This is a genomic window from Caulobacter sp. GW821-FHT10C03 (assembly GCF_059415485.1).
The window spans coordinates 1-22,353 of sequence record NZ_JBWKNI010000030.1 but is presented as its reverse complement, the minus strand read 5'-3'; the positions used below and the strand labels follow the sequence as shown (position 1 = coordinate 22,353).

22 protein-coding genes are annotated in these 22,353 nt (G+C 71.1%); 7 read left to right on the top strand and 15 right to left on the bottom strand.

Annotated elements, in window-relative coordinates; all coding sequences use genetic code 11:
• Positions 1–2: 2 nt before the first annotated feature.
• The 4 genes from AC07NG_RS24405 to AC07NG_RS24390 are packed head-to-tail and all read right to left on the bottom strand — an operon-like array spanning position 3 to position 2,666.
• Positions 3–737 (bottom strand): TVP38/TMEM64 family protein, encoded by a 735-nt coding sequence (locus tag AC07NG_RS24405; protein ID WP_487290001.1) that lies wholly within the window; start codon positions 735–737, stop codon positions 3–5.
• Positions 734–1,801: a quinone-dependent dihydroorotate dehydrogenase gene (locus tag AC07NG_RS24400; protein ID WP_494596919.1), complete on the bottom strand. Its 1,068-nt coding sequence runs from the start codon at positions 1,799–1,801 to the stop codon at positions 734–736. The genes AC07NG_RS24405 and AC07NG_RS24400 overlap by 4 nt, the downstream gene beginning before the upstream one ends.
• A complete protein-coding gene (locus AC07NG_RS24395) occupies positions 1,798–2,142 on the bottom strand; it encodes a DUF952 domain-containing protein (RefSeq protein WP_494596917.1) in 345 nt (114 codons plus the stop codon). The genes AC07NG_RS24400 and AC07NG_RS24395 overlap by 4 nt, the downstream gene beginning before the upstream one ends.
• Complete coding sequence (locus AC07NG_RS24390; RefSeq protein ID WP_494596915.1) at positions 2,139–2,666, bottom strand: SixA phosphatase family protein; 528 nt, start codon at positions 2,664–2,666, stop codon at positions 2,139–2,141. Before AC07NG_RS24390 ends, AC07NG_RS24395 begins: the two co-directional genes overlap by 4 nt.
• A 135-nt stretch (positions 2,667–2,801) precedes the next feature.
• Between AC07NG_RS24390 and metX the strand changes: the two genes are divergently transcribed.
• The 3 genes from metX to AC07NG_RS24375 all read left to right on the top strand — a co-directional run bounded on the left by metX (position 2,802) and on the right by AC07NG_RS24375 (position 5,510).
• Positions 2,802–3,959 (top strand): homoserine O-acetyltransferase MetX, encoded by a 1,158-nt coding sequence (gene metX / locus AC07NG_RS24385; protein ID WP_494596914.1) that lies wholly within the window; start codon positions 2,802–2,804, stop codon positions 3,957–3,959.
• Positions 3,960–4,104: 145 nt separating this feature from the next.
• Complete coding sequence (gene metW, locus AC07NG_RS24380) at positions 4,105–4,767, top strand: methionine biosynthesis protein MetW (protein ID WP_494596912.1); 663 nt, start codon at positions 4,105–4,107, stop codon at positions 4,765–4,767.
• Positions 4,764–5,510: an endonuclease/exonuclease/phosphatase family protein gene (locus tag AC07NG_RS24375; protein WP_494596910.1), complete on the top strand. Its 747-nt coding sequence runs from the start codon at positions 4,764–4,766 to the stop codon at positions 5,508–5,510. The genes metW and AC07NG_RS24375 overlap by 4 nt, the downstream gene beginning before the upstream one ends.
• 191 nt (positions 5,511–5,701) lie before the next feature.
• Here the strand turns inward: AC07NG_RS24375 and AC07NG_RS24370 are convergent, their stop codons facing one another.
• The 3 genes from AC07NG_RS24370 to AC07NG_RS24360 all read right to left on the bottom strand — a co-directional run bounded on the left by AC07NG_RS24370 (position 5,702) and on the right by AC07NG_RS24360 (position 8,468).
• Positions 5,702–7,210, bottom strand: a complete 1,509-nt coding sequence (locus AC07NG_RS24370) for a phospholipase D-like domain-containing protein (protein WP_494596909.1) — start codon at positions 7,208–7,210, stop codon at positions 5,702–5,704.
• A 68-nt stretch (positions 7,211–7,278) separates the two neighbouring features.
• Complete coding sequence (locus tag AC07NG_RS24365) at positions 7,279–7,623, bottom strand: P-II family nitrogen regulator (RefSeq protein ID WP_110120108.1); 345 nt, start codon at positions 7,621–7,623, stop codon at positions 7,279–7,281.
• A gap of 29 nt (positions 7,624–7,652) precedes the next feature.
• Positions 7,653–8,468 carry a class I SAM-dependent methyltransferase gene (locus AC07NG_RS24360; RefSeq protein ID WP_110132827.1) on the bottom strand — a complete coding sequence of 272 codons (816 nt, stop codon included), beginning with the start codon at positions 8,466–8,468 and terminating at the stop codon, positions 7,653–7,655.
• Positions 8,469–8,559: 91 nt separating this feature from the next.
• On the opposite strand from AC07NG_RS24360, the gene gloB reads away from it, so the two are divergent.
• Together gloB and AC07NG_RS24350 are read left to right on the top strand one after the other, a co-directional pair.
• The gene (gloB, locus tag AC07NG_RS24355; protein WP_494596908.1) at positions 8,560–9,306 is read left to right on the top strand and encodes a hydroxyacylglutathione hydrolase; all 747 of its coding nucleotides are present in this window, start codon (positions 8,560–8,562) and stop codon (positions 9,304–9,306) included.
• Between the two features lie 5 nt (positions 9,307–9,311).
• A complete protein-coding gene (locus tag AC07NG_RS24350) occupies positions 9,312–9,764 on the top strand; it encodes a cupin domain-containing protein (protein WP_494596906.1) in 453 nt (150 codons plus the stop codon).
• Positions 9,765–9,974: 210 nt separating this feature from the next.
• Here the strand turns inward: AC07NG_RS24350 and AC07NG_RS24345 are convergent, their stop codons facing one another.
• Together AC07NG_RS24345 and mtgA are read right to left on the bottom strand one after the other, a co-directional pair.
• Positions 9,975–10,514 (bottom strand): GNAT family N-acetyltransferase, encoded by a 540-nt coding sequence (locus tag AC07NG_RS24345; protein ID WP_494596904.1) that lies wholly within the window; start codon positions 10,512–10,514, stop codon positions 9,975–9,977.
• Between the two features lie 26 nt (positions 10,515–10,540).
• A complete protein-coding gene (gene mtgA / locus AC07NG_RS24340; protein ID WP_487289977.1) occupies positions 10,541–11,218 on the bottom strand; it encodes a monofunctional biosynthetic peptidoglycan transglycosylase in 678 nt (225 codons plus the stop codon).
• A gap of 99 nt (positions 11,219–11,317) precedes the next feature.
• Between mtgA and AC07NG_RS24335 the strand changes: the two genes are divergently transcribed.
• Entirely contained in the window at positions 11,318–11,980 is a 663-nt protein-coding gene (locus tag AC07NG_RS24335) for a nitroreductase (protein WP_494596944.1), read from the top strand.
• A gap of 208 nt (positions 11,981–12,188) precedes the next feature.
• Here the strand turns inward: AC07NG_RS24335 and trxA are convergent, their stop codons facing one another.
• The 6 genes from trxA to tsaE all read right to left on the bottom strand — a co-directional run bounded on the left by trxA (position 12,189) and on the right by tsaE (position 21,523).
• Positions 12,189–12,524: a thioredoxin gene (trxA, locus tag AC07NG_RS24330; protein WP_487289975.1), complete on the bottom strand. Its 336-nt coding sequence runs from the start codon at positions 12,522–12,524 to the stop codon at positions 12,189–12,191.
• 122 nt (positions 12,525–12,646) lie between these two features.
• Positions 12,647–16,303: a double-strand break repair helicase AddA gene (gene addA, locus AC07NG_RS24325; RefSeq protein ID WP_494596903.1), complete on the bottom strand. Its 3,657-nt coding sequence runs from the start codon at positions 16,301–16,303 to the stop codon at positions 12,647–12,649.
• Positions 16,284–19,238 (bottom strand): double-strand break repair protein AddB, encoded by a 2,955-nt coding sequence (gene addB, locus AC07NG_RS24320; protein ID WP_494596902.1) that lies wholly within the window; start codon positions 19,236–19,238, stop codon positions 16,284–16,286. The genes addA and addB overlap by 20 nt, the downstream gene beginning before the upstream one ends.
• A complete protein-coding gene (gene murU, locus AC07NG_RS24315; RefSeq protein ID WP_494596943.1) occupies positions 19,235–19,939 on the bottom strand; it encodes an N-acetylmuramate alpha-1-phosphate uridylyltransferase MurU in 705 nt (234 codons plus the stop codon). The genes addB and murU overlap by 4 nt, the downstream gene beginning before the upstream one ends.
• A 20-nt stretch (positions 19,940–19,959) precedes the next feature.
• Entirely contained in the window at positions 19,960–21,045 is a 1,086-nt protein-coding gene (amgK, locus tag AC07NG_RS24310; RefSeq protein ID WP_494596901.1) for an N-acetylmuramate/N-acetylglucosamine kinase AmgK, read from the bottom strand.
• Positions 21,035–21,523, bottom strand: coding sequence for a tRNA (adenosine(37)-N6)-threonylcarbamoyltransferase complex ATPase subunit type 1 TsaE (gene tsaE, locus AC07NG_RS24305; protein WP_494596899.1), 489 nt, complete (start codon positions 21,521–21,523; stop codon positions 21,035–21,037). The genes amgK and tsaE overlap by 11 nt, the downstream gene beginning before the upstream one ends.
• 123 nt (positions 21,524–21,646) lie before the next feature.
• Between tsaE and AC07NG_RS24300 the strand changes: the two genes are divergently transcribed.
• Positions 21,647–22,282 (top strand): hypothetical protein, encoded by a 636-nt coding sequence (locus AC07NG_RS24300; protein WP_494596898.1) that lies wholly within the window; start codon positions 21,647–21,649, stop codon positions 22,280–22,282.
• Positions 22,283–22,353: the final 71 nt, after the last annotated feature.

The following is a 22,353-nucleotide window of genomic DNA, read 5'->3' as shown; positions in this document are numbered from 1 at the left end:
GGTTACTTCACGTCGGGGGCCGGGGCAACGCGGCGCCTGCGCGCGGTCTTCCAGAGCGGCGGGATCAGCGCCAGCACGCCCAGGCCGACGATCGGCAGATAGATGCGCGGCGAGGCCAGGGTGGACAGGGTCACCGGCTCTCCCGTGGCGAACAGATGACCCAGGCCCGAACCGATCCCGGCATAGATGAACGAGCTCGGCGCCATGCCCAGCACCGAGGCCAGCAGATAGGTGCGGAAGGGGATGCGCATCAGGCCCGAGGCGACATTGACCAGCAGCAGCGGGAAGGCCGGGATCAGCCGCAGGGTCAGGAGGTAGGAGAAGGCGTCGGCCTTGAAGCCTTCCTCAATGCGGGTCAGCAGGGCGCCCGGCTTGCGGCGCAGGAAATCGCCGAAGGCGGTGCGGCAGGCCGCATAGACCACGGTCGAGCCGCCGGTCACGCCCGTCAGCGCCAGGGCGCCGCCGAGCGGGCCGAACAGAAAGCCGCTGCTCAGCGACAGGATCAGGGCCCCGGGCAGCGAGACCGAAACGGTGGCCACATAAACCAGCACGAAGATCACGGCGCAGCGCGCCGGATGCTGGTGAGCGAAGGCCTGCAGGGCCTGGCCCTGGGCCTGGAGGGTTTCCAGGGAAAGCTTGCCGGCCAGGCCCGACCCCAGAGCCACGGCGAGCAGGATCGCCAGAACCGCGAGCGGTCCGAAGCGTCTCAGCCAGGCCAGGCTCTGGTCGGGATTCATGCGGTCCCGATCGCCTCGGAAACGCTGGCGAAGCCCTCGGCGCGCAGGCGGGCGGCCAGGTCCTTCTTGATGCGGACCACCAGGCCCGGCCCGCCATAGACGAGGGCCGAATAGAGCTGCACCGCGCAGGCGCCGGCCTTGATCTTGGCCAAGGCGTCGGCCCCGCTGGCGATGCCGCCGGCCCCGATCAGCGCCAGGCGGCCCTTGGCGGCGGCGTGGAACTGGGCCAGCACCGCGGTCGAGGCGCCCAGCAGCGGCGCGCCGGACAGGCCTCCGCCCTCGCCCTTCTGCGCGGACTTGAGGCTGTCGGGGCGGGCGATGGTGGTGTTGGAGACGATGATCCCGTTCAGGCCCTGGGCCAGCACGGTCTCGACGATGGCCTCGACCTCGCCGTCCTCCAGGTCGGGCGCGACCTTCAGGAAGATCGGATAGTCGGCGCCGCCCTTGGCCAGGCCCGCGCGCGCTTGCGCGATCCGGCCCAGCAGTTCCTCGAGCGCCGCCTTGGTCTGCAAGGCGCGCAGGCCCGGCGTGTTGGGCGAGGAGATGTTGACCGTGAAGTAGTCCGACAGGCCCCACAGGCGGGTCAGGCCCGTGACGTAGTCGCCGATGCGATCCTCGGCGTCCTTGTTGGCCCCGATATTGGCGCCGAACACGCCCAGGCGGTCGGCATGGGCGTGCTTGCGGGCCGCAAGACGCGCGGCGAAGGGCTCCAGCCCCTCGTTGTTGAAGCCCATGCGGTTGATCACCGCATGGTCGTCGGTCAGGCGAAACAGGCGCGGGCGCGGATTGCCGGCCTGGGCCAGGGGCGTGACCGTGCCGGCCTCCACGAAGCCGAAGCCGGCGGCCAGCATGGCGTCGGGAACCTCGGCGTTCTTGTCGAAGCCGGCGGCCAGGCCCACGCAGTTGGACAGTTGCAGGCCCGCGACGCTGGTGGCCAGGATCGGATCATCGACGCCGCCGTCGCGCGGACCCAGGCCCCACTTCAGGCCGCGGATCGCCCAGCCGTGGGCGTCTTCGGGGTCCAGCGCGTGAAGGGCGCGGGAGGCGATGTCGTGCAGGCTCATGCGGAAAGGTCGCCCAGTTGCGGCACGCCGTCGGCGTCGAGGGGGATCGGCGTTTCCGAAACGGCTTCGGCCGGCGACAGGCTGCGGAAGAGGTGCGGGAACAGGGCCCCGCCGCGCGAGGCCTCCCACTTCAGGTCCGGACCCAGGGCGTCGGCGTCGAAACCGACCAGGAGCAGATCCTCCTGGCCGCGGAAATAGAGGGCGGCGGTTTCCTGGGCCTGGCCGGCGGCCGACAGGTGGATGAAGCCGTCGGCGTGATCGATGGGGGCGCCGTCAAAGCGGCCGGCCGCCTTGGCCTCGTCCCAGAGGGCCTTGGGCAGGATCTTGTAGACCAGGGTCATTCGCCGCCGTGCCCGCCGTGTTCGGATGCGTAGAAGACGCGCGCCAGCCGCGGGGCGCCGGACGCGTCGATGTCGAAGACCGCCGCCGTGGCGGTGGGGAAGCGGCCGCGCAGCTTGGAAAGCTCGCCCGCGTCGGCGGGGCCGCCCTCTGCCTGATTGCCCAGGGCCAGGCGCAGCGACAGGTCGTGCAGGCCCGGATTGTGGCCGACCACCATCACCGTGCCGGCGGGCGCGTCGGCCTGGCGCACGGCGGCCAGAACCTCCTGGGCCTCGGCGTGATAGAGGCTCTTGTCGATTTCGGCGGTCGCGCCGGGGAAGGCGCCGGCGGCGGCGTCCCAGGTCTCGCGGGTGCGGCGGGCGGCCGAGACCAGCACCAGATCGGGCGCGAGGCCTTCCGAAGCCAGGGCAGACGCGATCAGCGCCACGTCCTGGCGGCCGCGTTCGGCCAGAGCGCGCTCGAAGTCTCCGCCCTGGGCGGCGTGCCGCTCGGCCTTGCCGTGGCGCATCAGGATCAACCGGTCCATGCGGCTCTCCATAGAGCGGTTTCTTGACGGGGCAAATGGCGAGAAACGCCGTCTCGACGATCTCCTCATACGGGGCTGGAAGCCTGGCGCAAAGCGCATGGTTGACACCTTCGCCGACAGGCGGTCCAAGGCGACATGGCCGATCTCGACCTGGACGTTTCCGCGCCGCTCGGCGGCGGTGTCTGGCGCTTCCCCGCCGACCGTCCGCTGGTGCTCGATTCAGGGGCGAAGATCGCCGGCCTGGAGATCGCCTACCAGACCTATGGCGCGCTGAACGAGGACGGCTCCAACGCCATCCTGATCTGCCACGCCCTGACCGGCGACCAGTACGTGGCCGGGGCCAACCCCACGACCGGCAAGCCCGGCTGGTGGACGCGGCTGGTGGGGCCCGGCAAGCCGATCGACCCGGCCCGCCACTTCGTCATCTGCTCCAACGTCATCGGCGGCTGCATGGGCTCGACCGGCCCCGCCTCGATCAATCCGGCGACGGGCGAGCCCTGGGGCCTGTCGTTCCCGATCCTGACCATCGCCGACATGGTGCGGGCCCAGGCCATGCTGATCGACGCGCTCGGGGTCGACACCCTGCTGGCGGTGGTCGGCGGCTCGATGGGCGGCATGCAGGTGCAGCAGTGGGCGGCCGACTATCCGCAAAAGCTGTTCAGCGCCGTGATCGTGGCCTCGGCCTCGCGGCACTCGGCCCAGAACATCGCCTTCCACGAGGTGGGGCGCCAGGCGATCATGGCCGATCCCGAATGGCGCGGCGGGGCCTATGCCAGCCAGGGCGCGCGGCCCGAGAAGGGCCTGGCCGTGGCGCGGATGGCCGCCCACATCACCTACCTTTCCGAGCCCGCCCTGCAGCGCAAGTTCGGGCGCGAACTGCAACGCGACGGCCTGTCCTGGGGCTTCGACGCCGACTTCCAGGTCGAGAGCTACCTGCGCCACCAGGGCGCCAGTTTCGTCGACCGCTTCGACGCCAACTCCTACCTCTACATCACCCGGGCCATGGACTATTTCGACCTGGCCGCGCCGCACGGCGGGGTGCTGGCCAACGCCTTCAAGGCCGCGCGCGAGGTCAGGTTCTGCGTGCTCAGCTTCACCAGCGACTGGCTCTATCCGACCTCGGAGAGCCGCCACATCGTCCGCGCCCTGACCGCCGCCGGCTGCCGCGCGGCCTTCGCCGAGATCGACAGCGACAAGGGCCACGACGCCTTCCTGCTGGACGAGCCGGTGATGGACGCGGCGCTGACCGGGTTCATGGCGTCGGTGGAGCGGGAACGGGGGATCGGGCGATGATCGATTTCAAGGAACCTCCCCCTGTGGGGGAGGCGATCGCGCAGCGATCGGTGGGGGGAGTGTTGCAAGGACGATCCGCCGCCTCGGAAGCTGAAAACGGCCCCCCACCGGCCTTCGGCCGCCTCCCCCAGAGGGGGAGGTTCCTTTGACGTTCATCCGCGAGGACTTCCGCGAAATCCTCCGCCTCGTTCGCCCCGGCGCGCGGGTGCTCGACGTGGGGTGCGGCGAGGGCGCGCTCCTGGAGCTGCTGACCCGGGAGAAGGAGGTCGACGGCCGGGGGCTGGAGATCAGCGCCCATGGCGTGGCCGCCTGCATGGCGCGGGGGCTGTCGGTGGTGCAGGGCGACGCCGACCAGGACCTCGACCACTTCCCCGACAAGACCTTCGACTACGCCATCCTGTCCCAGACCCTGCAGGCCACGCGCAATCCGCGCCACGTGCTGGACGAGCTCTTGCGAATCGCCGACCGGGCCATCGTGTCGTTCCCCAATTTCGGCCACTGGAGCGTTCGCTGGTCGCTGCTCAGCCGGGGACGGATGCCCGAGACCAAGGCCCTGCCGACGCCCTGGTGGGCGACGCCGAACATTCACCTGTGCACCCTGGCCGACTTCATGGCCCTGACGGAGGATCTCGGCGTGCGCGTGGATTCCAGCGCCGCCTTCGCCGGAAGCGGTCCCGCGCGGCCCATCGACCCGACCAAGGCCCTGGAGAACTGGCGCTCGGAGAGCTGTCTTTTCCTGCTCAGCCGGGGGGCGCCCGCTCAGCGTGTGGAACCTAGCGCCGTTTCAGGCGATCTTCTGATCCCATGAAGCTGCGGCTGATGACCTACAACGTCCACCGTTGCGTGGGCGGCGACCGCAGGCTCGACGTGGAACGCGTGGCCGAGGTGATCTCGGCGCACGAGCCCGACGTCGTGGCCCTGCAGGAACTCGACGTCGGCCGGCTGCGCACCGGCAACGTCGATCAGGCCCACCGTCTGGCCGAATTGCTGAAGATGGGCTTCCACTTCCATCCGGCCATGACGGTGGAGGAGGAGCTCTACGGCGACGCCATCCTCACCCACCTGCCGGAAAAGCTGATCAAGTCCGGCCCGCTGCCGTTCTATCGCGCCGTGCCAGGGCTGGAGCCGCGCGGGGCGCTGTGGGTCGAGGTGATGGTCGGCGGCAAGCCGGTGCAGATCATCAACACCCATCTTGGCCTCGTGCCCCAGGAGCAGAAGCGCCAGGCCGCCGCCCTGGTCGGCGAGGCCTGGATGGCGTCCGACCGCTGGACCGCGCCGGGCGTGCTGCTGGGCGACTTCAACGCCACGCCCTATTCGGCCACCTACCGCCTGCTGAAGGCCGCCGCCCGCGACGCCCAGACCCTGGCCTCGGGCTGGGGCAAGGCCCCGACCGCGACTTTCCCCTCGAACTTCCCGTTCATGCGCATCGACCACGTGTTCCTGACCAAGGGCCTGCGCACGGTGAACGTCTTCTCGCCCTATGACGCCTTGGCGCGGGTGGCGTCGGATCACCTGCCGCTGGTGGTGGATCTGGAGATCGAGGCAGGGTGAAATCCCTCTCTCTTTGAGAGAGGGAGGGGCCCGCCGCGAAGCGGTGGGAGGGTGAGAGGTTTCACCGTCGGCCGGAGAAACCCTTACAGGTTCCGCTCCGCGCCCAACCGCGCTCAATTCTGTGAGGGTGTACCCTCTCACCCTCCCACGCCTACGGCGTGGGCCCCTCCCTCTCTCCATGAGAGAGGGGTCTACAATTGCAAATGCTCCGGCGGTTCCGGCGGCGGGGCGGTCAGGCGCGCCAGGTCGTGCCGCAGCCGCTTGCGGCGGCCCCAGGGGCGCCAGGCGTCGTCGGGGGCGATGGCGTCGCCCAGGCTCCAGTCGGCGACGAACTTCTTGAGGCCCTTCAAAGGCACCACGCCCACCGGCTCCAGCCGGCGCGGGCCGGTCTTGCCGTCCAGCGCCTCGATGGCGGGGCCAAGGCCGCCATATTCCAGGAAGGCTTCCAGCAGCACCTCGGTCTCGACCCCCAGGAAGTGGCCGACCAGCCGGCCCAGGAAGGCGGCGATGGCCAGGCGCTCGTCCTCGTCGCGGGCCTCGAAGCCGATGTCGCACTCGGTGTCGAGCCCGATCGAGCGGTTGTTGAGATTGGCTGAGCCCAGCCGCAGCACCCGGTCGTCGGCCACCGCCACCTTCGAATGGACGATGATCGGCGCGCCCTTGGGCGTGCGGGCGCTGAAGGCGTAGAAGCGGCCATGGACGTCGACCTCGCGCAGGCGGTTGATCGCCGCGGTGCGGGCGCTGTCCATGGTCACCTGGTCGAAATAGCTCGGGCTGCGGGCCGGGCCGATGGTCACCACCTCCGGACCGTCGGGCTCGGCCAGGCGCTCGGCCAGGGCTTCGACCACGATCGGCGAGGTCAGGTACTGGTTCTCCACATAGATCAGCCATTGGGCCGTGCGGATGGTCTGCAGGTGCAGCTGCAGGCACTCGGTGATCTCGGGGTCGTGGCGCCAGGCCGGCTGGGTGCGGGCGATGGCCACGGGCACGCGGCGCAGCAGCGGCGTCAGGCCGTGGGGCCAGGGCGTGATCGCCGGACGCTGCGGCGGATCGACGATTTCACCCGTCGCCTTGCGCCAGCGCTCGGTGAACAACTCGCCCAGGGCCTCGGCCGTGCGGCCGTCGACCAGGGCGGCGACCTCGTGGCGGGCCGGATAGTGATGCCCCGTGGGCAGGCGCCGGCGCGGGTCGTTGTCGAGATGGGCGGTGGTGTCCCAGCGGTCGACGCCGATGTCGCCGCCGCTGAGCAGGGCCGTGACCCCGTCGACCACCACCACCTTCTGGTGATGGCAGGCGCTGGCCGGCAGGGTGTTGTCCAGGCGGTACTTGACCTTGGAGCCGGCGAAGAAGGCCGCGCCGCGCTGGGGTCCGAACAGCTGCGAGGCGGCGATCGGGAACGGCATGTCCCAGGCCAGCACCCGCACGTCCAGCGCCGGGTTCAGCGCCGCCTGCCGGCGCAGCAGAAGGCCGATGCGGTCGGCGTGCTCGGGATCGCGGCTCTTCTTGACCCGGTCGGGATCCAGCCGGGTCAGCGGATCGAACACCCAGGCCAGGATCCAGATCGAGTGCTTGGCCGACAGCAGCAGGGCCTTCAGCGCATCGAAGGCCTCGTCGTTGTCGATGAACAGCGCAAGCCGGTCGGCGGTCTCGACCCGCCAACAGGTCGAGCCCGGACAGAAGACGGATTCGGATTCTGCCATGACGCCCCTACGCCGCTACTCCGCTCGAAAACGTGCGGCGGCGAATATGGCTCCGCTTGCCGGAAAGATCAGCCGGCGATGGCGGCGGCGTCGCGCTCGCCGGTGCGGATGCGCAGGGCCTGCTCCAGGTCCATGACGAAGACCTTGCCGTCGCCGATCTTGCCGGTGTTGGCGGTGCGCTGCAGGGCCTCGATCACCGCGTCGGCCACGTCGGTGGGCACGGCGATCTCGAGCTTGACCTTCGGCAGCAGCTTCACCTCGTACTCGGCGCCGCGATAGACCTCGGTCTTGCCCTTCTGGCGGCCGTAGCCACGTACTTCGGTCACCGTCAGGCCCGAAGCGCCGGCTTCTGTGACCGCTTCGAGCACGGCGTCCAGGCGGCTGGGCTTGATCACGGCGACGATCATCTTCATGGCGCGGCATCCCCTTCATACGCGGCCGGTTACGGCTGTGTCGGCGACTCCAGGCTAGGCCCTGCCGCCACAGCTTCCAATAGTATTCCGGTCCTTACGGTTCCCGGCGCCTTTCGAACAGGCGCCGCGCCCGCCGGAACAGGCGGCATGACCGGCGCGAACACCCGCGCCCGGGCCCGCGTGCCACGCGGCTTGACCGCGAAGGTCTGCTTGACCGCCTCCATCAGGATCAGGCCGGCGAAGCGCGGCCACAGGCGCGCGCCGACCTGCTCGAAGCCCTCGGCCCAGCCGGCGGTGAAGGCCATCGGCGGCGCGTAGAGCGCCCGCGTCCAGCCGGCGGGCTCCAGGTCGGCCTCGCGCAGCAGGCTTTCCAGCTGGCTGCGGCTGAACGGGCGGCCGTGCCCGAAAGGCGTGCTCTCGGCCCCGGCCCAGACCCCGTCGCGCGAGGCCACGGCGACGATCAGCCGGCCGGACGGGGCCATGACCCGCCAGATCTCGCGCAGCACGGCGGCCGGGTCGTCGGCCTCCTCCAGGGCGTGGACGGCCAGGATCCGGTCGAACATGGCGTTGGGAAAGGGCAGGGCGGTTTCTTCGACCAGGGCGGCCTGGTTGCGCTCGCCGCCGGGCCAGACTTCCACGCCTTGGGTGGCGGGCATGGCGGCCACGACGCGGCGGGCCTTGGCGCGGGCCTCGTCGAGGAAGGGGGTGGCGTAGCCCAGGCCCAGCACGTCCAGCCCGTTGGCGTCGCCCCAGGCCTCGGCCACCTTGCGGCCGAGCATCTCCCGCGCCACCCGGCCGAGCGGGGCGGCGTAGAAGGCCCTGAGGTCGAGCACGTCGCGGCGCATTGAATCTCCGTGGCCCAGGCGTCACTTATTTAGGCGGGCGAATCCTCCACGTCACGCCCGCCGACCCCCGTCCGTGACCGAGGCCGTTCGCATGTCGCTCGAAATCCACCAGTTTCCCTGCCTGTCCGACAATTACGGCTTTCTCGTGCGCGATGTCGCGACCGGCAAGACCGCCTGCATCGACACGCCGGACGCCGACGCCATTCTCGCACAGCTGGAAAAGCTGGGCTGGGGTCTCGACATGATCCTCAACACCCACTGGCACCCCGACCACGCCGGCGGCAACGAGAAGGTCAAGGCCGCCACCGGCGCGACCATCGCTGGCCCGCAGGAGGTGACCCGCATCGCGCCGCTGGACCGTGCGGTTGCCGGCGGCGATGTGGTCGAACTGGGCGAGACTAGGTTCTCGGTCATCGACAGCGGCGGCCACACCCTGGGCCATGTGGCCTATCATGACGCCGGCGACCACATCGCCTTCGTCGGCGACACCCTGTTCGCCCTGGGCTGTGGGCGGATGTTCGAGGGCGATCCCGAGCAGATGTGGGCCTCGCTGTCGCGGCTGGCCGACCTGCCCGACGACACCGCCGTCTACTGCGCCCACGAATACACCGCCTCCAACGCCCGCTTTGCTTTGTCGGTCGACGCCGACCCGGCCCTGAAGGCGCGGGCGGATGAGGTGTTCGCCGCCCGCGAGCGCGGCGAGGCCACCGTGCCCACCACCATCGGCCTGGAGAAGGCCACCAATCCGTTCCTGCGCGCGCCGCTGCTGCGGCCGGGCCTTGCGCCGGCCCAGGCCTTCGCCGAGATCCGCGCGGCCAAGGACAGTTTCAAGGGATGAGTTCGATGACTTTGGCTGGAATCTCCGGCGACCTGGGCGCCAATGAGATCGTGCGCCTGCTCGGCATGGCGCCGCATCCCGAGGGCGGCTGGTACGTGCGGGTGTTCGAGGACGCCCCCAACGCCGAGGGCCGTCCGGCCTCGACGGCGATCTACTACCTGCTGGAGGCCGAGCAGATGTCGGCCTGGCACCGCATCGACGCGGTCGAGGTTTGGCACTGGTACGCCGGCGCCCCGATCTCACTCACCCTGTCGCCCCCCGACGGCGTCGGCATGACGCCGCATACGCTGGGTCCGGACCTGCGGGCCGGCTGCCGGCCGCAGGTGGTGGTGCCGGTCGGCTGGTGGCAGACGGCGGTGTCGCTGGGGGCCTGGACCCTGGTCGGCTGCACCGTGGCGCCGGGGTTCAGGTTCGAGGGGTTCGAGCTGGCCCCGGACGGGTGGCGGCCTAAAGCGTAGGTCTGGAGTCTGATGGCGTCACTCAAGGAACCTCCCCCTGTGGGGGAGGCGATCGCGCAGCGATCGGAGGGGGGAGTGTCGACAAAGCCGGCCTTATCAGCGGCAGTTGAAAACGTCCCCCCACCGGCCTTCGGCCGCCTCCCCCACAGGGGGAGGTTTCTCTAGGATGGCCTTCGCCGACACCTCTCCCTTCAGGGAGAGGGTCTCTGGCTACCGGGCTCGCCACTCCGCCCGCGTCTGCCCCCAAACCTCGTTCGGAACCTCCGAATACGGCGCCGGCAACGGCTTGGGCCCTCGGTTCGTCGACCCCAACCGGATCGCCACCTGCTGCGAGGCCACGTTCTCCGGGTGGATGCAGTGGATCACCTCGTCCCAGCCCAGGTGGTCGAAGGCCCAGTCGATGGCGGCCGTGGCGGCCTCCACCGCATAGCCCTTGCCCCAGGCGCGGCGGATCAGGCTCCAGCCGACCTCCGTGCCCGGCCAGCCCTCCGGCCGCCAGGGGCCGATGCGGCCGACCCACTCGCCGGTCGTCTTCTCCAGCAGCGAGAACATGCCGAAGCCGTTTATCGCCCACGAGCCGGCCATCGAGGCCATGCCGCGCCAGGCGGTGTCGCGGTTCTGGTAGCCGCCGATATATTGGGCGGCCTGCGCGTCGCCCATCAATTCGGCCCAGCCGTCGAGGTCCTCGGCGGCGGTGGGGCGCAGGATCAGGCGGGCGGTCTCCAGCGTGGGACCGGGCGCTGTGGCCATCGAACTTCCTCCCTCTTTTTCTTTTTTCAGATCACGCAGGCTTCCAGGCCGTCGCGGCGCACCGTGCCAGAGGCCGCGCCGATCCGGCGCGAGCGCTTCTGGACGTAGCGGCCGGGCTTGACGGCCTTCCACTTCAGCGGGCTGGGCAGGATCGCCGCCAGCCGCGCCGATTGGGCCGGCGTGAGGTTGGCGGCGCTGGTCTTGAAGTAGCGCTGGGCGGCGGCCTCGGCGCCGTAGATGCCGGGGCCGAACTCGATGGAGTTCAGATAGACCTCCATGATCCGCTGCTTGCCCCAGCCCAGCTCGATCAGCACCGTGAACCAGGCCTCCAGCCCCTTGCGCAGGTAGGAGCGGTCCGGCCACAGGAAGACGTTCTTGGCGGTCTGCTGGCTGATGGTCGAGCCGCCGCGCACCTTCTTGCCCTTCTCGTTGTTCTCGTAGGCCTTCTGCAGGGCCTCGACGTCGAAGCCGTGGTGCTCGCAGAAGCGGGCGTCCTCGGCGGCGATCAGGGCGCGGGGCAGGCTGGGCGAGACCTTCGACAGCGGCCGCCAGCGGTGGTCCCAGCCCCTGCCCTCGACGGCGCGGATGACCATCAACGGCGTCGCCGGCACCGGCACGAAGCGATAGACCAGCACCGCCAGGATCGGACCGACGACCAGCACGATGAACAGCGCCAGGAAGATGTTGCGCAGCAGAACCTTCAAACTCGACGCCCCTTGCCTTGACCTTGCGGCCGGATGCTAGCCAACGATCGAGACGCTCGATAGGGCGCGTTGGTTAGGGAGGCCTTGATGCCTGATGGCATGAGCGTGTCGGAAGCGGTCGCCGCGCGGTTTTCGGCGCGGGCCTTCAAGGCCGATCCGGTGCCGGGCGAGACGGTGCGGGCCATCCTCGAGGCCGCCGCCCGCGCGCCCTCGGGTGGAAATCTCCAGCCGTGGAAGGTCCACGCCGTCGCCGGCGAGGCGCTGGCCGACTTCAAGGCCCAGGTCGCCGCGCGGCTGGGCTCGCCCGACGAGGCGCAATACGCCGTCTATCCGGCCAATCTCTGGGAGCCCTTCCGCAGTCGCCGCTTCCAGGTCGGCGAGGACCTCTACGGCGCGCTGGATATCCCCCGCGAGAACAAGATGGGCCGCCTGATGCAATTCGCCCGCAACGCCGAGTTCTTCGGCGCGCCGGTGGGGCTGTTCTTCTCAATCGACCGCAATCTGGGGCCGCCGCAGTGGTCGGACCTGGGCATGTACATGCAGACGGTGATGCTGCTGGCCACCGAGCGGGGCCTGGCCACCTGCGCCCAGGAGTTCTGGTCGGCCTACGGCAAGCTGTCGGCGGCGTTCCTGGGGCTGCCGGACGACCACATGGTGTTCTCGGGCATGGCGCTGGGCGTGGCCGACGAGGACGCGGCCGTGAACCAGTGGCGCTCGCGGCGGGAGCCGTTCGAGGTCTGGGGGGAGCTGCGGGGGTTCTAGGCAAGGAACCTCCCCCTGTGGGGGAGGCGATCGCGTAGCGATCGGTGGGGGGCGTGTCTGCGAAACCGGCCACCTCTCCGGCAGCTGAAAACGGCCTCCCTCCGGCCCTCTGGGCCACCTCCCCCAGAGGGGGAGGATCTTTGGCGCCAAAAGAAAAAGCCCCGGCCGTTGCCGGCCGGGGCTCTTCGTCAGTGCTGAACGCTCAGGCTCAGGCCGGTTGCTGGACGCCGGCTTCGGTCAGCCATTCCAGGATCTTGGCCTTGGGCATGGCGCCGACCTTCATCGAGGTCATCTGGCCGCCGCGGAACAGCATCATGGTCGGGATGCCGCGGACGCCGTAGCGCGACGGGGTGGTCGGGCTGTCCTCGATGTTGATCTTGGCGACGACCACGTGGTCGGCGAGCTCTTCGGAGATCTGCTCCAGGGCCGGGGCGATCTGCTTGCACGGGCCGCACCATTCGGCCCAGAAGTCGACGAGCACGGGGCCCTCGGCCTGCAGGACGTCTTGTTCGAAGGTGGCGTCGGTCACCGTCACGGTGCTCATGGGTCAGGCTCCTTGCAGGCGTCGCGGGTCGGGGGCGGCCGCGACGCGGAATTGAGAACAGTGGCGGTTCCAGCCGCCTCTTGTTCGAAGATGTAGGCGTGGGAAAGCCGCCCGGCAATAACTCAGAAGAGGCGTGAAAGCGCCGCCGCCCGCACGTTTTCTGGAACGGCCATCAGTTTGGGACCATCCGTCCACACGATGGCGGCGTCGATCTCGCGCCCGGGGAAGATCTCGGCCAGCACCGCCGCATAGACCGCCATCTGGGCCAGATAGGCCGGGTCGGCGTCCTCGATGCGGTCGGGCGAGGGGCGGTTGGTCTTGTAGTCGACGACCAGCACGCGGTCGGGCGAGACCACCAGCCGGTCGACCCGGCCCGAGATCGCCATGCCCTGCGGCAGCCTGGAAGCTGCTCCAGCCAGGGCGGCCTCGGCGCGCGAGCCGGGGCCGAAGACGGCGGCGAAGCGGTCGTCCTCCAGCACCCCGAAGGCGGCGGCGGTCATCTCGGCCCGTTGCGGATCGGTCAGGTCGCGCTCGGCCGCCAGCAAACGCGCGGCGGCGCTGCGGCGCTCGGCGGGCGCGATGTCGGGCAGGAGCTGCAAGAGCCGGTGGATCACCTCGCCCCGGCGATAGCGGCCCAGGCCCTCGATCCTGGCCAGCGGCGAGGGGGCGGAGCCGACCGCCTCCTCCTCGGCCTCCAGCGCCGAGGGCGCGGCCCAGCGGGCGCCGGCCGACACCGGATCGGCCGCCTTGCGCGCCCAGGCGGGCAGGGCGTGCGGGACGGCGTCGGCCACTTGCGCCGCCGGCGGGGCGGGCAGGGGATCGGGGCCGTAGCGCAGGATCCCGGTCTCCGAGTCACTTTCCGCGTCGATCGTCCGGGTGTCGCCCTCGATCAGCGGATGGGCGAAGGCGGCGCGGGCGGCGGCGTACCAGCCGCCGACGTTCTCGTCCTTGGTGCGGGCGTCGATGCGGCCGCACAGGATCAGGCGGTCGCGCGCCCGGGTCAGGCCCACATAGAGCAGGCGATAGGCCTCCTGCTGGGCCTTGTCCTCGCGCAGTTTCCGGGCGCTCGCCGAGGCCTCGCAGTCGTACTTGCCCGAGGCGCACCAGACATAACCCTTGTCCGCCGTGGCCAGCAGCGGCGAGCCGCGCGCCCCGCTCTTCATCGTCGTCTCGGGCAGGAAGACGATCGGCGCCTCCAGCCCCTTGGCGCCGTGGGCGGTCATCACCCGCACCTGCCGGCGCACGCCCTCCATCTCGCGCTTGACCACGATGTCCAGCGCCGCGAACTCGGCGATCAGGGTCTCCAGATCCCGCACGCCGCGCGCTTCGGCGTTGGTGATCTGGGCCAGGAACTCGTCCAGGGCGTCGGCGGCTTCCTCGCCCAGGCGGGTGAGGGCGCGGGCGCGGTTGCTGGTCCCGTTGATGTCCAGCTTGCCCAGGAACAGGGCGTAGAATTCGTAGGGCTGACGGCGGCGACGGGCGTTCAGGGCCCAGTCGAGCAGGGCGTGGGCCTCGCGCCATAGCGGCCGCTCGTCTGCCCGGGCGGCCAGCACGGTCCACAGCGTGCCGCGCCGCCCCTTGGCGAGGGCGTAGAGATCATCGTCCGCCAGGCCGCAGAACGGGCTCTTCAGCAGCGCCGCCAGGGTCAAATCATCGTCCGGGAACAGGCAGAAGCGGCCCAGGGCCAGCAGGTCGTCGAAGACGATGTGGGCCGACAGCGACAGCCGGTCGGCGCCGGCCACCGGCACGCCGCGCCGCTTCAGGGCCCGCAGCACCTCTTCGAACAGCGCCTTGCGCCGCCGCACCAGCACCAGCACGTCGCCGTAGTGGGCCGGGCGCCAGGTCCGGGAGTCCTTGTCGAACACCGCATCGCCGCGCTCGACCAGGGCCTTGATCTCGGACGCGATCTTCTCGGCCAGGCGGCGGTTGGCGCCCTGCTCGGTCTCGACGTCGAGCGGCGCGTCCCAGGCCTCGCGCTCGGCGGCGACCGGCTCGCGCTCCAGCGGCCACAGGTCCACGCACCCCGGGTGATCGCGGCGGAAGGCCTCGTGGCCGGGAATGTCCTCGCCGGTCGGAGCCAGGCCCATCCGCGCGTCCGGCGCCTCGAACAGGGCGTCGACGAAGCTCAGCACCTGCTGGGTCGAGCGGTAGGACATTGACAGCGGCACGGCCTTGCCGGTGCGGCCGACGGCCTCGATGCGGGCGATGTAGCCCTGCGTCTCGATCAGCAGCCGTTCGGGCTGGGCGCCCTGGAACGAATAGATCGACTGCTTCTCGTCGCCGACGATGAACAGGGTGCGGCCGTCGGCGGCCTTGCCGTCGCGGCCCGGCGCCCCGGCCCCGGCGAAGAAGTCCTCGGTCAGGGCCGACAGGATCTCCCACTGCTCGGGGGCGGTGTCCTGGGCCTCGTCGAGCAGGATGTGACTGACGCCGCCGTCCAGCTTGTAGAGCACCCAGGCCGCGTCGACCTTGCGGGTCAGCAGGTCGCGGGTCTTCTCGATCAGGTCGGAGAAGTCGAGCGCCCCGTGGGCCTGCTTTTCCTCGATGAACTTGGCCAGGTAGAGCGCCGCCAGCCGCAGGGCCGCGACGCTGTCCTCGGCCACCTTGGCGGCGCGGAGGTATTCGCGGGCCTCCTCCAGGCGCTCCTGCTCGGCCAGCAGCCGTTCGCGCAGGTCTTCCCGGCTCTTCAGGCCCGAGGTCTTGGCCGGCCAGGTGGCGGGCGTGCCGACGCCCTTCTCGGTGAAGAGCGCCGCCAGGGCGTCTTCCAGCGTCGCGCCGGGATCGACGGCGACGGCCCGCATCTGCTCGCCGCACTTGATGTCGGTCTTGCCGCCGCCGGCCAGCACGTCGGCGATCGAGCGCCACAGCACCCGGTCGAGATCGGCCATGGCCTCGGCCGCGACCTCATCGGCGGTGGTCGGTTCGGGAAAGCCGCAGACGGTCCAGAGATCGGCGATCACGCCCTCCAGGCCGCCGCAGCGGTCGAGATAGGCGGCGATGCCGGAGCGCTGGTGCTCGAAGGTCGCGAACATCGCCTCGAACGAGGCGAAGTCCAGGGCCACCGAGAAGCGGGCATAGGCGTCGGCGAACACGTCGTCGCTGTGGGTGACGTGGTCGGCCAGCTTGTGCAGGGCCGCCTGGGCCACGGCCGACGAGGCGCCGTCGTCCATCACCTGGAAGCCAGGCGACACCCCGGCCTCGATCGGGAAGCGCCGCAGCAGCTTCTCGCAGAAGGCGTGGATGGTCTGGATCTTCAGGCCGCCGGGAGTCTCCAGCGCCTTGGCGAACAGGCTGCGGGCCTTGGACAGGGCGGCCGCGTCGAATTCGTTGGCCGGGCGGTCCACGAGGTCGGCGATCTCGGCGCGCAGCGCGTCGTCGGGCGTGATGCACCACTTGCCCAGCCGGTCGAACAGGCGGTGCTGCATCTCGGCGGCGGCGGCCTTGGTGTAGGTCACGCACAGGATCGCCGCCGGCTCGGCGCCGCCCAGCAGCAGGCGCGCGACCCGGTCGATCAGGGTCTTGGTCTTGCCCGAACCGGCGTTGGCCGTGACGAAGGCGGAGATCGCCGGGTCGGCGGCGATGCGCTGGGGATCGAGGACGGTCAAAGGGAACCTCCCCCTCTGGGGGAGGCGATCGCGCAGCGATCGGTGGGGGGAGTTATTCGGAAGTCGGCCAGCGCGGCGGCGACTGAAAACGCCCCCCCACCGGCCTTCGGCCGCCTCCCCCAGAGGGGGAGGTTTCTTGAGAACAGCGCCGCCCTCATTCCCCGTCCCCCTCATCCCCGCTGGTGGACCACTCGAACACCCGCGCCAGGTGGCCATAGTCCCCCGCGTGGTCGTGCACGAACTGCGGGGCGGTGCGCGACAGATACGGCCTCGTCGGCTCGTCGTATTTGCGGATCAGCTCGACCAGACCGTCGAAGGCCTTGCGGGCGGCGTCCTCGCTCTCGCCGCCGGCCTTGGCGCGGGTCTGCTCCTCGCCGGCCGGGCGGCGGCCGGTGACGCGGACATAGGTGAGGTCTCCGGGCGCGCGCGGGCCGAGTTCGGGGAAGCCGCCGTTCTGCAGGATCGCCGCCGTCAGGGTCAGCTGCGGCGAGAAGCCGGTGTCGACCTGCTTCTGGCTGGGGGCGGCGCCGGTCTTGTAGTCGAGGATGTGGGCGGAAAGGCCGTCGCGGGTCGGCTCCAGACGGTCGGTCTTGGCCGTCAGGGTGAAGGGCCGGCCGTCGACCTGGAAGGTGATCTCGCCGGCGGCCTCGACCACGATCTTCTCGGCGTTCGCGCGGCGGCGAGCCTCCAGGTCCATGACCCACAGGGCGGCCTCGCGGGCCAGGGCGCGTTCGCGGGCCAGGGCCGAGGGCGGCATGCCGGCGGCGACCAGCTCGGCGATGTAGAGACCCTCGAAGATTTCGGCCCCGTTGGCCGGCAGCTCTTGCGGGTAGGTCTCGGCGAACACCTCGAAGGCGGCGTGGATGGCCGTGCCGCGCGCCCGGGCCTCCACCGGCTCGTCCGGACGGTCGAGGGGATAGAGCTTGAGGATGTCGCGCGCCCACACCGCGTAGGGATCGCGCGTCAGGGCCTCGACGCGGGTGACGGCCATCTTGCGGGGACGGTCGGCGACCGGCGGGCAGGGGGCGGGGCGCCGGACCGGGGCGTAGGGGCCGGGGGCGTCGAGCGCCCGGGCCCAGTCCAGCACGTCGGGGCGCTCGGTCAGGGTCAGGTTGGCGCCGCGCGCCAGGGTTTTCATTCGCCACAGCCAGCGGCTCTCGACGGCCGGCGCGCCGCCGCGGCGCTGGCTGTGCACCAGGATGACGTCGGGGGCGCTGGCGGCCTGGGCGAAGTCGTGGGCGGTGAGGCCGATCTTGCGCTCGGGCGGCGGCAGGCCGAGCTTCTCGCGCATCGGCCGCGACAGGAACGGATCGATCGGGGCCGCCTGCGGCCAGACGCCTTCCTCCAGCCCGGCCAGGATCAGCCGGTCGGCGCGCACCAGGCGGGCTTCGATGGCGCCCAGCATGCGCAGCTGAGGATGCGTGGCGCCGCCGACGCGCAGGGTCTCTTCGTCGACCAGCCGGCCCAGCAGGTCGAGGAAGCCCAGCGGATTGGTCGGCGGCAGGGCCTGGCCGTCGTCGATCAGGGCCGAGATCAGCGCCGCCAGGGCTTCGCCGCCGGAGCCGGCCCACAGCGCCTGGGGCTCGGCCAGGCTTTCCAGCGCTTTCGCCAGGGCTTCGGCGGCGAGGTGCGGCGGGGCGACGGGGCCGGCGGCGTAGGGCTCGGCGGCGATCTCGACGGCGGCGTGGATGCGGCGGGCCAGGTCCACGGCCTCGGGATAGGCGGCGATGCGGCGTTCGAGAGCGGCCGCGTCGGCCGGGGCCGAGCCGCGCAGGCCCCGCAGCTCTAGCGTCCGCGCGGCCTCGTCGGCCTTGAGCAGCGGGTGCTTGGCGACGGCCAGCAGACCGACCGGATCCAGCGGCGCCAAAACGAGGCCTGCCAGCTTGCGGGCCAGGACGGCGGGGGGCGAGGCGGCCAGGGGCGCGCCGGCCGAGCTGTCGGGCACGACGCCCCAGCGCGCCAGATAGAGCCCCGCCCGACGAGCAAGCTGCTGGTCGGGGGTCACGAGGGCGGCGGTCTTGCCCGGCGTCTCCAGAGCCTCGCGCAGCAGCAGGGCGCAGGCCAGGGCGGCCTCTTCCTCGCCGGACGCATTGACCAGCGACAGGCCCGACAGGCCCTCGGCGATAGGGTCGAGCGTGGCGGACTCCGCGCGCAGCTTGGCGATCTGGGCCAGCCAGTCGGCGGTGGCTTCGGCCGGACGCAGGGCCTCGTTGACCAGGCGACGGCGCCACCGGCCCCGGCTGTCGGCCTCGGCGCGCCAGCGGCGGACCGCGCCGCGATCGACCTCGGCGCGGTGGAGCAGCCGGCGCATGGCGCCTTGCGGGTGCTGCTCGCCGACCTTGTCCCAGGCGTCGTCGGCGAGATCCTCGTCGAGGCCCGGCAGCACGACGCAGCCCTGCGGGGCGCGGGAGACGGCGATCAGCAGGTCGGCGGTGGCCGGAGCGGTGCCGGTCGAACCGGCGGCGACCAGCACGCCGGGCGGCGGATTGGCCATCCACTGCTCGGCCAGGGCGCGCAGCAGCCGCACGCGGCGCTCGCTGACGTCCATCATCTGGAGGTCCTCCAGCCGCGCGGTCCAGCCCTCGACCATGGCCCGGATGAACCGCGCCGAGACCTGCCAGTGGGCGGCCAGATCCCCGTCGGCCAGGCCGTCGAGGCGCTCGATGATCGGGACCTCCTCGATCTGGCAGCTGTCGAGCAGGTCGGACACGGCCTTGGCCATCTCCAGGGCCTGGCCGGCGCTGGGCGGGCTGTCGAGCAGGCTGGCGTTGTCGTGGACCAGCCGCGCCAGTTCGAACCGGCGGCGGCGGCTGGAGACGGCGGGCGGCAGGTCGAGCGCCAGGTCGCCGGGCTCGAACGGCGGCTCGCCCTCGTCGAGGTCGCCCAGCGGGCGGATCTGCGGCAGCAGCACGGCCCGTCCGCCGCCGGCCGCCACGAAGGCGTCGGCCAGGGCGCGGGCGCCGCGGCGGGTCGGGGTCAGCAGGGTGGCGTGCGACAGGGCGTCGGGACCCAGGTGGGCCAGGCGCTCGAGGAGGCCGGCGGCCACGTCGTCGACGAACGGCCGGTGGGCCGGGATCGAGAACCAGCCGGAACCGGCCGGGCCGCTCATCCCGCCGGGACCTCGGCCAAGCGGGCCTCGGCCTCGTCGCGCGCGCCGGGATCGCCGACGTGCATCCAGAAGCCGTCCATGACCACGCCGTGCACGCGGCCCTGGGGCGCGAGCTTGCGCCAGATCGTCGCCAGCGAGAACGCGCCCTCGGGGCCGTCATCGACCAGGCCCGGCTTGCAGATGTGCACGCCCATATAGGCGAAAGGCGCGCTGGGGGCGTCGCCCCGGAAGGTCAGGGCCCCGTCCTCGGCCAGGAAGAAGTCGCCGGCCCCGTCGAAGCCCAGCGTGCGGTCCAGCCGCGCCAGCAGCAGGCAGACGTCCATCCGCTCCGGATCCCAGGCCTTGGCCAGGCTGTCGATCGCCGGCGCGCCGTCTTCGGTCCAGACGGAGTCGATATTGGCGACGAACACCGGCTCTTCGCCCAGCAGCGGCCGGGCCTTGCGCAGGCCGCCGCCGGTTTCCAGCAGCTCACCGCGTTCGTCGGAGATGACGATCGTGGGGGCGCCGGTGCGGGTCTTCAGATGAGTCTCCAGCCGGTCGGCGAAGGCGTGGACATTGACCACGGCGGTCTCGACCCCGGCCTCGGCCAGGCGATCGAGCATGTGGTCCACCAGCGTGCGGCCGGCGACCTCGACCAGGGCCTTGGGGCGGTCGTTGGTCAGGGGGCGCATGCGGGTGCCAAGGCCCGCTGCCAGCACCATCGCCTTCTTCGGGGCGGCGCTCACGAGCGGGCCTCCGCCGGGACGTGGGCGTCGAACCAGGCCTTCAGCCCCGCCAGCGCCGGATCGGCCAGGCAGCTGTCGAGATAGCGCCACAGGCGGGGCATGAAGCTCTCGTACTTCGGCTTGCCGTCGCGGGTGACCAGGCGGGCGAAGATGCCGAGGATGCGGGCGATGTTGAGCGCCCCCAGCGCATGGTAGTCGGCCAGGAACTGCGTGCGGTCGAGCTCGGGGCGGGCGGCGAGATAGCGGTCGAGGCCGCGTTGCTCGATCTCCGGCGACACATCCCGGCGGGCGTCGTGCAGCAGCATCGAGAAGTCCCAGGCCGGGTGGGCGACCACGGCGTCCTGGAAGTCGATCAGACCCACGCGCGCCGGACCCTCGCGGTCGGGCAGCCACAGCAGGTTCTCGGCGTGATAGTCGCGGTGGCAGAACACCGAAGCGCCGGCCTCGGCCCGGGCGCGGATCGGCGTCCACAGCGCTTGCCAGTCGGCCAGGGCGGCGGCGTCGAAGGTCACGGGCTTCAGCTTGGGCAGCCACTCGACGAACAGGTCCTGGGCCATCTGCAGGGCCAGGTCGTCATAGGTCAGCAGCGGCCAGGTCGAGCCGCCGGCTTCCAGCACGGCCGGGGGCGTGGCGGCATGCAGGGCGACCAGGGCGTCGACGGCGGCGTCGTAGAGCAGCGGCTCGTCGCCGCCCTCGGCGATCACCTTGGCGTAGAGGTCGTCGCCCAGGTCTTCCAGCACGGCCAGGCCAAGCGCCGGCTCGGCGGCCAGCACCTCGGGGGCGGAAAGGCCCTGGGCGCGCAGCCAGCCTGCCACGGCCACGAAGGCGTCCACCCGGCCGGCGGCCAGGCGATAGGCGGCGTTGAAGCCCAGCGCGCGGCGCTCGTCCGGCGTCGCGCCGGGCGGGCAGGGGGCGGTCTCCAGGGCCGGCGGCTGGTCCATGAAGATGAAGGTCTGCTCGCCGCGATGCAGGCGCTCGTAGGAGCGGGTCGAGGCGTCGCCGCCCAGCGGCTGGCGGCGCACGTCGCCATAGCCGTGGCGGGCCAGGAAGTCGGCCTTCAGGGTTTCGCGGTCAGAGCTCAAGCTTGCGTTCCTTGAAGGCGCCGTAGGACGTGATGCGGACGCGGCGCGCTTCGCCGGCCGTATCATCCAGAACCGGGGAAATCTCTACATCGAGTCGGTCGGGCGGCAGACGGCCCTCCAGGCGCTGGGGCCACTCGATCAGGGCCGCGCCGTCCTCCAGCGCCTCAACGAGGCCGATCTCGTAGGCCTCGTCCGGATCCTCCAGGCGATAGAGGTCGAAATGGGCCAGCGGGAAGCCTTCCGCCTCGTAGAACTGCACCAGGGTGAAGGTCGGGCTGGGCACCTCTTCGTCGGGCGAGGTCAGGGCGCGGACCAGGGCGCGGGCCAGGGTCGACTTGCCGGCGCCGAGCGGACCGTAGAGGCACAGGGCCGCGCCCGGAAACAGCACGGCGGCCAGCCGCTCGCCGAGCGTCTTGGTGGCGGCCTCGTCGGGCAGGTCGATTTCTAGGGGGGCGGCGGTCGCGGGCGCCTGTGACATGGACATCGCGCCAATCTAGAGTCCCCGACGCGGGCCTCAAGCGGCTTTCAGGAATTTTGCCGTCGCCGCGGCGCGCGCGGCGTCCTATCACCAGCTCAAGCAATCCCCAGAGGATCGGTAGAGATGAAGAAGTTCAAGCTGTGGGCGGGCCTGGTGGTCGTCGTGGCGGTGGTCGGGGCCGGCCTGTGGGCGTGGTGGAACTTCGACCTGCGCTGGCGGCCCAAGACCATCACCAAGAACCAGGCCGAGATCGCCAAGATCCTGGAAGGCTCGGGTTGGGTGTCGCCGGGCCTGAAGGGCGGCAAGCTCTATATGGTCAGCTTCCGCACCTGCCCCGACTGCATCCGCTTCAAGAAGGAAGAGTATCCCAAGCTGCACAAGGCCGGGATCGACACTCGCCTGATCGAGATCGCCCGCGCCGACCGCAACGGCGTGCCCAAGTCGACGCCGGTGGAGCGGGCGACGGTGGCCGAACTGTGGATCAACCGCTCGTGGGAACTGGCCGAGAAGTGGGACGCCACCCCGGTCGAGGCCTGGAAGGCCCCGGGCGTGAAGCCCGCCGATGGCGACATCGCCCGCACCGCCGTCATCGAGGCCGGTCGCAAGTCGGTCGAGGACCTGCGGCCGCTGCTCAAGGCCAACGGCGTGAACTTCGCCTATCCGCTGCTGGTCTGGTGGACGCCCGACGGCCAGATGAAGGCCTGCGCCTGCGAGAAGCGCGAGACCTATCGGTTCGTGCGGAAGGATCTGGGGGTTTAGATTGCTAAATCCTCCCCCTCTGGGGGAGGTGGCCCAGAGGGCCGGAGGGGGCGGCACCGCCTTCGGCGGCC

Bases quoted from the DNA above. Each gene is read 5' to 3' on its own strand.
- AC07NG_RS24350 (WP_494596906.1), top strand. From the start codon at position 9,312: ATGACTTTGGCTGGAATCTCCGGCGACCTGGGCGCCAATGAGATCGTG.
- AC07NG_RS24375 (WP_494596910.1), top strand. From the start codon at position 4,764: ATGAAGCTGCGGCTGATGACCTACAACGTCCACCGTTGCGTGGGCGGC.
- AC07NG_RS24400 (WP_494596919.1), bottom strand. From the start codon at position 1,801: ATGAGCCTGCACGACATCGCCTCCCGCGCCCTTCACGCGCTGGACCCC.
- metX (WP_494596914.1), top strand. From the start codon at position 2,802: ATGGCCGATCTCGACCTGGACGTTTCCGCGCCGCTCGGCGGCGGTGTC.
- AC07NG_RS24345 (WP_494596904.1), bottom strand. From the start codon at position 10,514: ATGGCCACAGCGCCCGGTCCCACGCTGGAGACCGCCCGCCTGATCCTG.
- murU (WP_494596943.1), bottom strand. From the start codon at position 19,939: ATGGTGCTGGCAGCGGGCCTTGGCACCCGCATGCGCCCCCTGACCAAC.
- addB (WP_494596902.1), bottom strand. From the start codon at position 19,238: ATGAGCGGCCCGGCCGGTTCCGGCTGGTTCTCGATCCCGGCCCACCGG.
- AC07NG_RS24370 (WP_494596909.1), bottom strand. From the start codon at position 7,210: ATGGCAGAATCCGAATCCGTCTTCTGTCCGGGCTCGACCTGTTGGCGG.
- AC07NG_RS24300 (WP_494596898.1), top strand. From the start codon at position 21,647: ATGAAGAAGTTCAAGCTGTGGGCGGGCCTGGTGGTCGTCGTGGCGGTG.
- tsaE (WP_494596899.1), bottom strand. From the start codon at position 21,523: ATGTCACAGGCGCCCGCGACCGCCGCCCCCCTAGAAATCGACCTGCCC.
- AC07NG_RS24365 (WP_110120108.1), bottom strand. From the start codon at position 7,623: ATGAAGATGATCGTCGCCGTGATCAAGCCCAGCCGCCTGGACGCCGTG.
- AC07NG_RS24405 (WP_487290001.1), bottom strand. From the start codon at position 737: ATGAATCCCGACCAGAGCCTGGCCTGGCTGAGACGCTTCGGACCGCTC.
- AC07NG_RS24360 (WP_110132827.1), bottom strand. From the start codon at position 8,468: ATGCGCCGCGACGTGCTCGACCTCAGGGCCTTCTACGCCGCCCCGCTC.
- gloB (WP_494596908.1), top strand. From the start codon at position 8,560: ATGTCGCTCGAAATCCACCAGTTTCCCTGCCTGTCCGACAATTACGGC.
- AC07NG_RS24335 (WP_494596944.1), top strand. From the start codon at position 11,318: ATGAGCGTGTCGGAAGCGGTCGCCGCGCGGTTTTCGGCGCGGGCCTTC.
- addA (WP_494596903.1), bottom strand. From the start codon at position 16,303: ATGAGGGGGACGGGGAATGAGGGCGGCGCTGTTCTCAAGAAACCTCCC.
- AC07NG_RS24390 (WP_494596915.1), bottom strand. From the start codon at position 2,666: ATGGACCGGTTGATCCTGATGCGCCACGGCAAGGCCGAGCGGCACGCC.
- trxA (WP_487289975.1), bottom strand. From the start codon at position 12,524: ATGAGCACCGTGACGGTGACCGACGCCACCTTCGAACAAGACGTCCTG.
- AC07NG_RS24395 (WP_494596917.1), bottom strand. From the start codon at position 2,142: ATGACCCTGGTCTACAAGATCCTGCCCAAGGCCCTCTGGGACGAGGCC.